Raw genomic sequence first — 13,363 nt, forward strand, 5'->3', positions numbered from 1 at the left:
TAGGTTTTTTATTATTTATTAACGAAATAACTTTCTTCGATGGTCACTTTTAAGATGACTTTTTTGACGTCTTTTTCCGGTATGAACCGGCTGGCTTCGTGGTTTTCAAAGATAATGACATTGCCTTTATGAGCCGTAATTTTTTCGCCGCTGCCGGTAAACAGCTCACGGTCAGTTTCGTCGCAATAGGGCGCGCAATTGTGCAGAGAGGATTTGGCGGCGAATTCGATTTCTTCGCGTCCTTCGAGGTAATAATGCACGTCGAAATAACGGCGGTGGCCTTCGAACGTTTCCCGCTGAGGTTCCGCGCCGGATGCCAGCCGGTACACCAGCGAATCCCCGATGGAGTGAAAGACGCCGGGACGGAGTTTTTCAATATTATTAATGGCTTCCCTGCAACGCTGCCATTTTTTTCCGGCATGATAAAGCTGCTGAAATTCAGCCAAAGACCCGAGAATAATCATCAGTTTGCCTCCTGCGGCTGGATGCTGAATTGCGCGAGACTCAGGCTGTCGTTGTCCTGCTGGCGGAACGGCAGCATCGTGAAGCCGTAGCGAAATGCCGTGAAATACACGCGGTAGGAATCGAGCACTTCCGATCCCCATGAGTTCGAGCCGAGCCCCATGATCTGGTGATCGAGATTGAGCGTCAGGCAGGTGTCCGGCGTGAGTTCGTCGATGTGCTGCGCCTGTTGCAGCCTCTGCGAACTGTACGGCCACAGACTGAAATTGAGCGGCTGGCGCGGCTGAATAAAAATGCCGTTGCCCGCGTTGTCGCGCAGGCTCAGCCAGCGAACGTCCTGCCGGTTGCCATTGTCCTGCGGCATCGGGTAGTTCTCAAACAGGCTGGCCGCCGGTTGCTGATAATGACCGACCAGGTTGGCCTGACGGCTGTCCGGATAGTTTTCACCCGGTCCGCGCCCGTAATATTCCACCTGTCCGAAGCGGCGGCTGAGGCCAAAATCCAGCCCGATTTTGGGGATCACGTGGCTGAAATCGCCATACGGCGTGCCGGATAAATCGAGGCTGACCGCGCCCTGCGGCGATATTTGCCAGCGGTAAACGCAGCGCATCCCGAAATCAAAGACCGGCGGCGCGATGATGGTGTGAACTTCAATCACCACGTCGTCATTTTGATTTTTCCAGCTCAGCGAGCGGAAATGTTGCTGCAGGATTTGCAGATGATTCGGCTGCCAGATGCCTTCAAACTCAGGCTTATGGTTGTCGATAACCGGCTTGAAGAAGTTGAGTTTCGGCGCGCGCCCGACGATTTCTTCGCCGTCCGTCTGCCAGGATTTCAGTCCGCCGTCGAGACGTGAAAATTCGAGACGGAAGTTTTCGCCGCGAACTGTCAGCTGATGTTTTTGCTCGTCGCAGACCAGCGCTGCCGTGGCTTTTAGACCCGGTAAATTCTCCAGCGGCTGAGCTGCTTGCAGCAACACCTGATAATGGCCAAGCGGATAATTCGCGTCGCTGTAAGCGGTCGGGCTGTTTTTGCTGATGCGGATGTTCAGGAAGGTTTCCTGCCCGCCGGCGTTGAATTCCGGCAGCGGAACCGTTTCGCTTTCGCCGGATTGCAGATGCGGCAGGACGATTTGATGGTCTTCAAGGCAGCGGCCTGCCACCTGCACGGTCAGTGTCAGCGTGATGTCTTCCAGTGAGCTGAACCAGTAACGGTTTTTGACCCGCAGCGTATTGCCGGCGTGGCTGATTTCCACCGGACATAACACCTGTTTGTATTCGCGCAGGCCGGGGCCGGTCGTCTGGTCCGGATAAATCAGGCCGTCCATGCAGAAGTTGTAGTTGTTCGGATAATCGCCGTAATCACCACCGTAGGCGTAACGCGACTGACCGTTTTCACCGGTTTCCAGCAGGCCATGGTCGCACCATTCCCAGATGTAATGCCCCTGAAGGTTGGCGTGGCGGTTCATGACGGCCTGATATTCTGCTAATCCGCCGGGGCCGTTGCCCATCGCGTGGGCGTACTCGCAGATGATGCGCGGTTTGGCGTGCGGGTATTCGCCGAACGCATTCATCATTTGCACGCGGGAATACATGGTGCTGATGACGTCGGTGACGTCGGCGTCACGATCTTCTTCGTAATGGATCAGGCGCGTCGGGTCGAGGGCTTTGCAGCGCGCGGCCATCGCGCGGATGTTGCAGCCATAGCCGGATTCGTTGCCGAGCGACCACATGATGATGGACGGGTGATTTTTCTGCGCCATCACATGCCGCTCGATGCGCTCAACATAGGCGTATTCCCAGCGCGGATCGTCGGTAATGCGGCTCAGATCGCCGACGTTCGCGAAACCGTGGCTTTCCAGATCGGTTTCGGCCATCACGAATAAACCGTAGATGTCGCACAGTTCGTAAAAGCGCGGATCGTTCGGGTAATGCGCGGTGCGCACCGAATTGATGTTGTGCTGTTTCATCAGAATGATATCGCGCTCAACCCGCGCCATATCGACCGCGCGGCCTTTGCGATGATCGTGATCGTGACGGTTTACGCCGTGCAGTTTGAGGTAGCGCCCGTTGACGTAAAACAGCCCGTCGCGCACGCAGATATCGCGAAAGCCTATGCGCTGCGGCACCACGGAAATCACATTGCCCGCCTCGTCGTACAGCGTCAAAAGCAGCTGATATAACGCGGGATGTTCGGCGTTCCACTGACGCGGCTGGCTGACCGGAATCTCAAGATGGCAGCGGGTTTTATCCGCGAGATAAAGGTCAGTGAGAGAAAGTTCCGCCACGCAATTTTCGCCATCCAGTAACTGCGCGTGCAGGCGATAACCCTTCACCGGTTCACGCTGATTATCCAAAACGGCATCAATTTTCAGCGTGGCGTCGCCGTAGTTTTCATCGAACGCGGTGACGACGGTCAGGTCCTGAAGATGCACGGCATTCTGCCCGGTCAGAGTTACATCGCGGAAGATCCCGGCCATCCACCACATATCCTGATCTTCGATATAGGTCGAATCCGCCCATTGCAAAACGCGCACCGACAACAGGTTTTCGCCCTGCTGCACATAGGCGCTGATATCAAACTCCGTGCACAGGCGGCTGCCTTTGCTGAACCCTGCGTAATGGCCGTTCACGTACACTTCAAAGTAGGTTTCGACACCGTCGAATTTAATAAGGGTTTGCACATTGTCCCATGTGGCATCGAGATGAAATTTCCGCTGATACGCGCCGGTGGGGTTATTGGTCGGAACATAAGGAATGTCGATCGGGAAGGGGAAGCCTTCATCGGTGTATTGCAGCTGGCCATGGCCTTCCATCTGCCACATGCCCGGCACGTTAATGTCGCCCCAGCCGGACACCGGCTGATTATAGAATTCGTCGGGGACTAAAGCCGGGTGCTCAAAATAGCGAAACTGCCAGCGGCCGCTGAGCAGCTGAAAATGCTGGCTGGCCGCACGGTCAAAGCTCAGTGCCTGCTGTGCATTTTCATAGCTGAAAAAGCTGGCACGCGGCGGTAAACGGTTTTCTGACTGCTTGTCGATATTTTCCCAATTATTCACGTAATCTCTCCTGAGACGTGTTTCTATGGGAAATAAGATAGTAAATATTTAGTAAAAATAACTAAAAAAATTTACCGATTGTTCAGGGGATCACAAAAATTAAAAAATACGCAGAAGGATCATGCAGTTAATTTTTACTGCAACTGATGATCCTTTTTAAAGCCGGGGAATTTAGCGGCGGGTGGTGTCGCGCAGCTGGAGAGAGCTGGGTACAAACACGGAAAGCGGGACGCTGCGTTCATCACGCAGACGTTCGGTCAGCAGGTTAACGGCCTGCGCGCCCATGGTTTCGGAATGGATGCGAACCGTTGATAAAGAAGGGAAAACAAAGCGTGCGGTCGGGATGTCGTTGACGCTGATCAGCGCGATTTGCTCCGGGATTTTCACACCGTGTTCCAGCAGCGCGCGGGTGACGCCCAGCGCCATGGTGTCGGTGGCGATCAGCAGCGCCGGTGGAAACGGCGTATTCTCCTGCAACATTTTCTTCGCGCACTGGTAGCCGGACTGGCTGGTGAAATCGCCGTAGTAAATATCCTGCGGCTGCACGACATTTTTCAGGCGGCCATATTCCACAAATGCCTGTTCCCGCTGGTCGGCAAATTCCGGGTGATCGCGCCCGCCGATAAAGCCGATCCGCGAATAACCCTGGCCGATAAAGAAGTCGATCACTTTCTGGCTGATCTTAAAGAGATCGACGTTCACGCAGTCGAACTGCGTGTCTTCCATCACGCCATCAATGAAAACCACCGGGCTGGATTGCTGACTGAGCTGAGTATGCAGCGCCGTTTGCGGCTGGCCGATAACCAGAAAACCGTCGGCGGCCGGCAGCGGTTTATCACCGGTGAAGTCATAGCCGGAAATCAGTGTGACACCGAGTTTTTCGCACTGTGTTTCAATGCCATAGCGCATGGAAAGGTAGTAAGGATCGTCGATTTCCAGCCCCTGCCGGTAGGTGAAAAGCGCGGCGAAGGTCATCCGGTGCGTGGCGTTACGTTTGGACGGCGACAGTTTATATTCCAGGCGTTCTGCCGCTTCTAAAATCTTCTGCCGGGTTTGCGCTTTCACGCTCAGGCTCGGATCGTCATTTAGCACGCGTGAAACAGTCGCAACGGATACGTTCGCGGCCTCAGCGATTTCCTTCAAAGTAGCCATCAGCGTCTCATAATCAGGTAAACCAAAGCCGTAGCTTAATGTGATCAGCGGCTTATGTACACCAGCCCCGGATGCGTAAGCCCCCAAAATCTCAATGTGACAGGGTTAACGCTTTACCGATATTTAAGTATATTTTAGTAAAATATTTACTAGACTGCGTTTTACTTTTTAGCTCAGTTCCTCTGAATTCTAAATACTCACCTTAAGTGAAGCGCATACCATGAAGAAAATATCATTCCATAAAATGTTCATGATTTTATTATTCGCCTCGCCAATGAGTTCATGGGCGCAGGAATCTGTCGTGCCCGCTGAACATAATGTTTTACCGCCACCGGAAATAACGCCACAAAGCGCCAATAACACGGCCTACCGATTTTATGGCGAAATGGGCGGCGGTGGCAGCGTATATTTGAACGGTAAAGACCAGCATAAATACAGCGACGGCACCTATATCGAAGGCGGTCTGGAAATAAAACACGGCAACTGGTTCGGGCTTATTTATGGCGAAGGCTGGACGGTGCAGGCCGATCATCACGGAAACGCCTGGGTGCCGGACCACAGCTGGGGCGGATTTGAAGGCGGTCTGAACCGTTTTTATGGCGGTTACCGCACGGATAACGGCACCGAAATGATCCTCAGTATGCGCAACGATTCTTCGCTGGACGACCTGCAATGGTGGGGCGATTTCACGCCGGAATACGGCTATGTGATCCCCAATACGCGCGATTTGACGCAGGCGGCAAAAATCCAGAATCTCACCGGAAAATTCCGCTACAGCGTGACTGCCGCACCGGAAAGCCGCGTGAATGAAAGTACCGCGTTGCTGCATTTCGGAAAATATGACCGATATTCAGATAAATACACGTACCGCGCGATGATCAACGGCTACACGCAATTTGACCTGACGGAAGGGCTGACGCTGCTCAACGGCCTCGAACTTACCGACGGCACCGGGCAATTATTCCTCGCCGGATTGCAGGGCAAAAACCTCGCCGGGCGCGTCTGGCATCACACCGGAAAAGGCGACGGCAATCATCCGGGGAGCGAATCGGGCGCGCTGGTCAGCGCCATGGTTGAAGCGGTATCCGGCCTCTATTTCTCCACCGCCTACAGTTACGCCGAACATCATTTAGATAACGCGGCGGACACCACCACATCCTACGCACAGGCTGGTATCTGGTACGAATATTACGGTGGCCGGTTCGCTACGGCGCTGGACAGTAAATTTTATATGAGCAACGACAATACCGGTGCCAGCAATTCCATATTTCTGATGCAATATTTCTATTGGGGTAAATCATAATGAACACCGTCAGCAAGCTAAAACCTGTTGCTTTATTTGTCGTCGCGACATTATTTATTTCCGGCAATGTTTTGGCTGAAACCGAAAATACCCTGCGCGCTAGTGAATATAAGAATGTGATTAACCGAACCGGCGCGCCGCAATATATGCTCGATTATGATTTTGATGAGCATCAGCGTTTTAACCCTTTATTTGACGACGGTTCGTGGCACGGGCATTTATTACCGACCAGCACGGAAGCGGCAGGCGGATTCCCCGGCCCGGCGCTGCTGACGGAAGAGTACATCAACTTTATGGCGGATAATTTTGACCGCCTGACGGTCTGGAAAGACGGCAAAAAAGTCGCGATGAGCATGATCGCTTACAGTATTCCCGGTGCATTAATCCAGACGCTGACCGCGCCCGGGATCCGTGTCGATCTGACGCTGCGTTTTGTCACTAACCGCACCTCGTTGCTGGAAACCAAAATCACCACCGACGCGCCGCTGGAACTGGTCTGGGACGGCGCATTGCTGGAAAAACTTCACGCTCAGGAAGGGAAACCGCAGTCCGATAAAACCATCGAACAGGAGTACCCGGGGTATACCCGAAAAATCATCCCGACCGCCGATGGCCTGAAAGTGACGTTCGGCAAGGTGCGTGCGGCCTCGAGCCTGATGACGTCCGGTGAGTCGGAATATCAGGTCCATAAATCGCTGCCGGTGCAGACTATCGCCCAAGGCCATCAGTTTACCGCGAAGGCCAAAATCACCGGTTCCACCACGATTTACACCACCTATTCGCATCTGCTGACTGCCGCCGAAGTAAAGCGGGAACAGCCGAAAATTGCTGACATTCTGGCGCATCCGCAAGCCTATCTCGCTGCCTCGGAAAAGCGCTGGGAAGGTTATCTCAGTAAAGGACTGACCAATCCTCACGCGACGGCGGCGCAGGAACGCGTGGCGGTGAAAGCGATCGAAACCCTGAACGGCAACTGGCGCGGTGCGGCGGGTGCGATGAAATTTGATTCCGTGACGCCTTCGGTGACGGGCCGCTGGTTCTCCGGTAATCAGACCTGGCCGTGGGATACCTGGAAACAGGCTTACGCGATGGCGCATTTCAACCCCGACGTGGCGAAAGACAATATCCGTGCGGTGTTCGCGTTTCAGATCCAGCCCGGCGATGCGGTTCGCCCGTGGGACGCCGGTTTTGTTCCCGATCTCATCGCTTATAACCCCGGCGCAGAACGCGGTGGCGACGGCACCAACTGGAATGAGCGCAACACTAAGCCGAGTCTGGCGGCATGGTCGGTGATGGAGGTCTATAAAACGACCGGCGATAAACAGTGGCTGGCAGAAATGTACCCGAAACTGGTCGCCTACCACGACTGGTGGCTGCGCAACCGCGATCACAACCACAACGGCGTGCCGGAATACGGCGCAACGCGCGATAAAGCGCACAACACCGCCGGTGGGAAAATGCTGTTTACTGTCAAAAACGGGAACAAAGAGCAGACCGAATCAGGACTGGAAAACTACGATCGCGTGGTGAAATCCGGCAAATACGACAGTATCGAAATCCCCGCGCAGGTTGCTGCTTCCTGGGAGTCAGGCCGTGACGATGCTGCGGCTTTCGGTTTTATCGATGCGGATCAGCTGGCGAAATACATAAAAAATGGCGGTAAAAAGCAGGACTGGCAGGTCAGCTTCGCCGAAAACCGCGCCGCCGACGGGACGCTGCTGGGGTATTCGCTGCTACAGGAATCAGTCGATGAAGCCAGCTACATGTTCAGCGACAACAAGTACCTGGCTGAAATGGCTGACATCCTGGGTAAGAAAACCGACGCTCAAGACTTCCGCACAAAAGCCAGCAAACTGGCGGATTACATAAATACCTGCATGTTCGATGACCGCAGCGGCTTCTTTTACGACATCAGAATTGAAGAAAAACCGCTGGCCAATGGCTGCGCAGGCAAACCGATCGCCGAACGCGGAAAAGGCCCAGAAGGCTGGTCGCCTTTGTTTAACGGCGCGGCAACGCAGGCACACGCCGACGCCGTGGTGAAAGTCATGAAGGATGTACGTGAGTTCAACACGTACGTCCCACTCGGCACCGCAGCGCTGACCAATCCGGCGTTCGGCGCTGATATTTACTGGCGCGGCCGGGTGTGGGTCGATCAGTTTTATTTCGGGCTGAAAGGCATGGAGCAATACGGCTATCGCAATGATGCCATTGCCATGGCGCAGGCCTTTTTCGATCACGCCGACGGCCTGATGACTGACGGCCCGATCCGCGAAAACTACAATCCGCTCAACGGCCAGCAGCAAGGCGCACCGAACTTCTCATGGAGCGCTGCGCATCTGTATATGCTCTATAACGATTTCTTCGGACAGGTGAAATGAGGTGAATTTGTCGCTGTAATAGCTGAATTTCAGGCACAAAAAAACCGCTATTAGAAGCGGTTTTTTTGTTGAGTGATTCAGTTAGCGCTAAATCAGCCCAGTTTTGATTCGCTAAAAATAAGCGGGTACGAGCAACCCCAACGCGAAAAACTGTACATCATTCAGGCAATGCGGACAAGTATTTGCGTAAAAATAGTCCTTACAGTTGGTATGGGCTTGGTGCTAGTCTCTGCGCGGGGCTAGTTCATCCGTTTAGCGACGGAGCACCGGGCTCTGGAATTAGCACTCGAGTACCGCGTGGGCGAGCAATCCCAACTCTGCTTGTCCTTCGTCAGTCGGTCCCGGTGCTGGTCGATGAAACGCGGCTTTAAAAGGCCGTATCAATGAAAAAGTGTATTTATGCACTGATCGTTGTACTGGGTTCTTTGATGACGTCTGCTGGCGATGGATGGAACGTTAACGTTTCTGATATCAACATTAACGTCAACATGGGGTCTGGTTTAAAGCAGTAGAGGAACCGCCCTTCGGGGCGGTTTTTTTACGTTATCTTCTCCGCCCTAATCCCCAGCATACGGCTCCGGCCATGACCAGCGAAGGAATTGTTGCACCGACGTCAGGCAGCAGATTTGCCATCGCGTGATAAACTGCGATGCCCGCAATCCACGCGATCAGCGAGGTGACGTTCAGTGGTTTGCTTGTCGCTTCGCGCAGAACAAAATGATGCGTCAGCACCACGCCAAACAGCGGCGCAAACACCGAGCCAATCAGCAGCAGGAAGTTTTCGTACTGAGTGAGCGGAACGCCCCAGGCAATCAGCGTACACAACAGGCCGATGCCGAGCGTCAGCTTACCGATCCCGACGGGTACGGAAGTGCCCGCAGAAACCGCCGCCGAGTGAATATCGGCAAAGGCGTTTTCATGTTCATCCACCAGAATCAGCAGCAGCGGAATGCCGAACGCGACGCCGGAAAGCGCCAGAAGTAACGCGTTGGCGTCGGTCGATGTGCTGACAAAAGCCAGGGTATACGCCACGCCGAGCGACATCATCCAGACGCTTCCGAGGAAGTATCCGCAGGCGGTGCCCCAGAAATTTTGCCGGGCGGATTTGCCAAAACGGGTGTAATCCGACACCAGCGGCAACCAGGAAAAAGCCATCGAAACCACGATGTCGCAGGCCAGCGCGAAAGGCATCGAGCCATCTCCGGCTTTGTGCCACAGTGTAAATAAATCGGCGTGCAGGAACAGATAACCGGTCAGCCACGCGCAACTCGCCAGCAATAACCAGATGCCCCAGCGGCGCAGCACGACACGGATAAACGCCAGCGGGCCGCTGGCTGCCAGCAGCGTGGCGACGGCGCCAAAGATGAACGTCCACATCGTGGGATTCGCCCAGACACTTTCTCCGCCCCATGCACGTTTTGCCAGAAGGCTGGCCGCATCGCGCATCACCACGATTTCGAACGCTCCCCAGCCAATCAGCTGGATCAGATTGAAGATGACCGGCAACGCGACGCCACGTTTACCCAGACAGAGTTTCAGCGAGGCCATCGAAGACAAACCGGTCTGGCCGCCAATCACGCCGACCAGCGCGAGCAGCCCGACGCCGACTGCGGAACCGAGCACAATGGCGGCAATCGAACCCGCCAGCCCTAATCCGGGTGCCAGTATCGCACCGGCCTGCAAGACCATCAGGCCCATGCCTAACGAAAACCACAGCGAGAATAAATCGGACCAGCCCAGAACCCGTGATTTTTCCGGAACTGAAGCCTGAGGAGAATAAATACTATTATCTTTCATGAGGTTAATTTGGTTGCCACAGCGAACGCCTGTTATAGCATATTGCGGCGAGGATCTGATGACGGGTGGGTGAGAAGCGCACTTTTCGGTTCGCCCTGTTTCAGGTACAAAAAACCGCTTCGAAGAGCGGTTTTTTTACATATAAGGCCACGACCCCAAACACCCCCATTCCGGGTGCCGTTATTTCGAAAAGATCACAACCACGCCCAACCTTTCCAGCAAATGGCTTTGCTGCCAGTCGTCGATTTTCACGCCGTCGAGATCGACTTTCCGGAGGTTTAATTCGCCCAGGTCGGAATTGGTCAGGTCGCAGTGGGTGATGTTCACATTATTCCAGTCAAACTCGGTGAATTCTCCGCCGGAAAGGTCGGAACCGCTGAGGTTCGCGCCTTGCACATTGGCGCCGGTCCAGCGGTTTTCCCACAGCTCACATTTTTCCAGAATCACTTTGCTGAAGTTGGCGTAGCTGAAGTTATTTTTGGTCATGAACGCGCTGCAAAACCAGGTGCGGGTAGTGATCATATTCATAAAGCTGGCGCCGCTGAAATCTGCGCCGGTGGCTTTGCTTTCGCGGATCTCCAGGCCGAGCGCCTGAATATTTTTGAAATCAGCCATTGTCAGATCGCAGTGTTTAAAACTGGCGTCCTGTAATTTTGCGTGCTGGAACGAGCAGCCGGTTTGTTCGTCGTCATCGTAAAACAGACAGTCAGTAAAAGCGGTTTCTGACAAATCGCAGCTGTCGAAATGGCAGCGGTAAAAGCGGCAGTTTTCCAGCGTTTCGCCGGTGAATTGTTTCACCCCAAAACGCTGGCCGGTGAAAGTCTGGTCTTTAATCATGATGTTTTCCTGCCATTTTTACGCGCCGCGAAGGGCAATATCCTGACAGAAAAATTCCCCTGAAAATATTGAAACCCCTTGTCATCACACGATTTCCTTACGCACTTCTTTTGCCGGATCGGCGACCGGGGTCTATTCTCAATGGCTTAACGGAACAATTTCTCTTAATCAGATAAGGAAGACTGAAATGCGTTTGTCCTACCTCTTTTTGGCAACCAGTCTGGCCATGAGCCAGTTTGCAGGCGCTGCGCAGAGCGTGCAGCCCGCCACGCAGGAGCCCGTCATGAACCATGCCATCAGTAAAGATAATCCGTTTCTGAAACCGAGCCCGCTTGAATATCAGGCACCGCAATTTAACTTGTATAAAGACAGCGATTACGAGCCGGCGCTGCTCGAAGGCATCCGTCAGAAACTTGCCGAAGTCGATAAAATTGCCAACGATCCTTCACCGCCGACATTCGAAAATACCTACGTTGCGCTGGAAAAATCCGGCGGCACGTTACAGCGTGTACAGAGCGTTTTCGGCGCGATGACCGGCGCGAATACCAACGATACCCTGCAAAAAATTGATGAAGATACCTCGCCAAAGCTGGCGGCGATGGACGACAGCATTCATCTCAACAGCAAGTTGTTTGCCCGCCTGAAAACCGTGTATGACCAGCGTAATACGCTGAAGCTGGATGCGGAATCGCAGCGTCTGATTGACGTCACGTATAAAGATTTTGAGCTGGCGGGGGCGAATCTTCCGGATGCCGGTAAAGACAAACTCAAAGCGCTGAACCAGCAGGCGGCCACGCTGAGCACGCAGTTCACCAATAAACTTCTCGCGGCGACGAAAGCGGGCGGGCTGACTGTAAAAGATAAAGCGCAGCTGGCCGGGCTGAGCGAGGCCGAGATTTCCGCCGCGGCGCAGGCGGCCAAAGACCGCAAGCTGGATAACGCGTGGTTGCTGGTGCTGCAAAACACCACGCAGCAACCTTTGTTGCAGTCGCTGGAAAACCGCGATACGCGCAAGGCGCTGTACGACGCGTCCGTCAATCGCGCTGAAAAAGGCGATGCCAACGATACGCGTGAGCTAATAGCTAAACTGGCGAAAGTCCGCGCAGAACAGGCCAAAGTGCTTGGATTCCCGAGCTATGCGGCGTGGAAACTGGAAGACCAGATGGCGAAAACGCCGCAGGCTGCGCTGGATTTCATGCACAAAATTGTGCCAGCCGCGACTGCCCGCGCGGAGCGTGAGGCGAAAGATATTCAGTCAGAAATCGATAAACAGAAGGGCGGATTCAGCGTAGCGGCCTGGGACTGGCAGCATTACGCTCAGCAGGTGCGCAAAGAGAAATACGATCTCGACGATGCGCAGATCAAACCCTATTTCGAGCTGAATAATGTGCTGGAAAACGGCGTGTTCTATGCGGCGAATCTGTTGTACGGCATCACGTTTAAAGAGCGCAAAGACCTGCCGGTCTGGAATCCCGATGTGCGCGTTTTTGAAGTCTTCGATAAAGACGGTAAATCGATGGCGCTTTTTTACGCCGATTATTATCAGCGCGATAACAAAGGCGGCGGCGCGTGGATGAGTAATTTCGTCGATCAGTCCAGACTGCTTGGCACCAAACCGGTGATTTATAACGTCGCTAACTTCCAGAAACCGGCGGCGGGGCAACCGGCGTTGTTGTCGTGGGATGACGTGATCACGATGTTCCACGAGTTTGGCCATACGCTGCACGGGCTGTTTGCCGACCAGCAATATCCAAGCCTTTCAGGCACCGCAACGCCGCGCGATTTTGTTGAATTCCCGTCCCAGTTTAACGAGCACTGGGCGAGTGACCCGAAAGTGTTTACTCACTTCGCGAAGCATTATCAGACCGGCGAAGTCATGCCGCAGGCTTTGCAGGACAAAATCGAGAAAGCCAGCAAGTTTAATAAAGGTTATGACATGACCGAGCTGCTGGCCGCCGCGCTTCTGGACATGCACTGGCACAGCCTGAGTGCCACGGAACCGCAGCAGGATGTCGATAAGTTCGAAGCCGAATCGCTGGAGAAGGACAAAGTAAATCTGGCTTACGTTCCGCCGCGCTACCGTTCCAGCTATTTCCAGCACATCTGGGGGAATGGTTATGCCGCCGGATATTACGCGTACCTGTGGACAGAAATGCTGGCCGATGATGCCTTTGCCGGGATCACCGGGCAGGGCGGGCTGACGCGGGAAAATGGTCAGAAATTCCGCGATCAAATCCTCTCACGCGGGAACAGCGAGGATCTGGAAAAACTGTATGAAACCTGGCGCGGCAAAGCACCGTCCATTGAACCGATGCTGAAAAACCGGGGCCTGGAAGAGTAATTCACTCCGCGATGAAAAAGCCCTGACCGCCG

8 protein-coding genes are annotated in these 13,363 nt (G+C 54.1%); 3 read left to right on the plus strand and 5 right to left on the minus strand.

All coding sequences use genetic code 11. The features are described from left to right. Window positions 1-11 precede the first annotated feature (11 nt). The 3 genes from KWG64_RS12065 to ebgR all read right to left on the minus strand — a co-directional run bounded on the left by KWG64_RS12065 (window position 12) and on the right by ebgR (window position 4,672). Window positions 12-464, minus strand: coding sequence for a beta-galactosidase subunit beta (locus KWG64_RS12065; RefSeq protein ID WP_218522017.1), 453 nt, complete (start codon window positions 462-464; stop codon window positions 12-14). Continuing rightward, the gene (gene ebgA, locus KWG64_RS12070; RefSeq protein ID WP_218522018.1) at window positions 464-3,520 is read right to left on the minus strand and encodes a beta-galactosidase subunit alpha; all 3,057 of its coding nucleotides are present in this window, start codon (window positions 3,518-3,520) and stop codon (window positions 464-466) included. The genes KWG64_RS12065 and ebgA overlap by 1 nt, the downstream gene beginning before the upstream one ends. Before the next feature lie 171 nt (window positions 3,521-3,691). Beyond that, the gene (ebgR, locus tag KWG64_RS12075; RefSeq protein WP_218522019.1) at window positions 3,692-4,672 is read right to left on the minus strand and encodes a transcriptional regulator EbgR; all 981 of its coding nucleotides are present in this window, start codon (window positions 4,670-4,672) and stop codon (window positions 3,692-3,694) included. Between the two features lie 220 nt (window positions 4,673-4,892). Between ebgR and ygjJ the strand changes: the two genes are divergently transcribed. Next, entirely contained in the window at window positions 4,893-5,975 is a 1,083-nt protein-coding gene (gene ygjJ, locus KWG64_RS12080) for a protein YgjJ (RefSeq protein ID WP_218522020.1), read from the plus strand. Next, a complete protein-coding gene (ygjK, locus tag KWG64_RS12085; RefSeq protein ID WP_218522021.1) occupies window positions 5,975-8,356 on the plus strand; it encodes an alpha-glucosidase in 2,382 nt (793 codons plus the stop codon). Before ygjJ ends, ygjK begins: the two co-directional genes overlap by 1 nt. 543 nt (window positions 8,357-8,899) lie before the next feature. Here ygjK and cytX read toward each other — a convergent pair. Continuing rightward, a complete protein-coding gene (gene cytX, locus KWG64_RS12090) occupies window positions 8,900-10,153 on the minus strand; it encodes a putative hydroxymethylpyrimidine transporter CytX (RefSeq protein WP_218522022.1) in 1,254 nt (417 codons plus the stop codon). A 180-nt stretch (window positions 10,154-10,333) separates the two neighbouring features. Beyond that, complete coding sequence (locus tag KWG64_RS12095; RefSeq protein ID WP_218522023.1) at window positions 10,334-10,990, minus strand: Qnr family pentapeptide repeat protein; 657 nt, start codon at window positions 10,988-10,990, stop codon at window positions 10,334-10,336. A gap of 187 nt (window positions 10,991-11,177) precedes the next feature. Here KWG64_RS12095 and dcp point away from each other — a divergent pair, with 187 nt between their 5' ends. Then, the gene (dcp, locus tag KWG64_RS12100) at window positions 11,178-13,331 is read left to right on the plus strand and encodes a peptidyl-dipeptidase Dcp (RefSeq protein WP_218522024.1); all 2,154 of its coding nucleotides are present in this window, start codon (window positions 11,178-11,180) and stop codon (window positions 13,329-13,331) included. The last annotated feature ends 32 nt before the right edge of the window (window positions 13,332-13,363 follow it).

Origin of the sequence: Rahnella sp. PD12R (assembly GCF_019200965.1) — a bacterium.
GTDB lineage: Bacteria > Pseudomonadota > Gammaproteobacteria > Enterobacterales > Enterobacteriaceae > Rahnella > Rahnella laticis.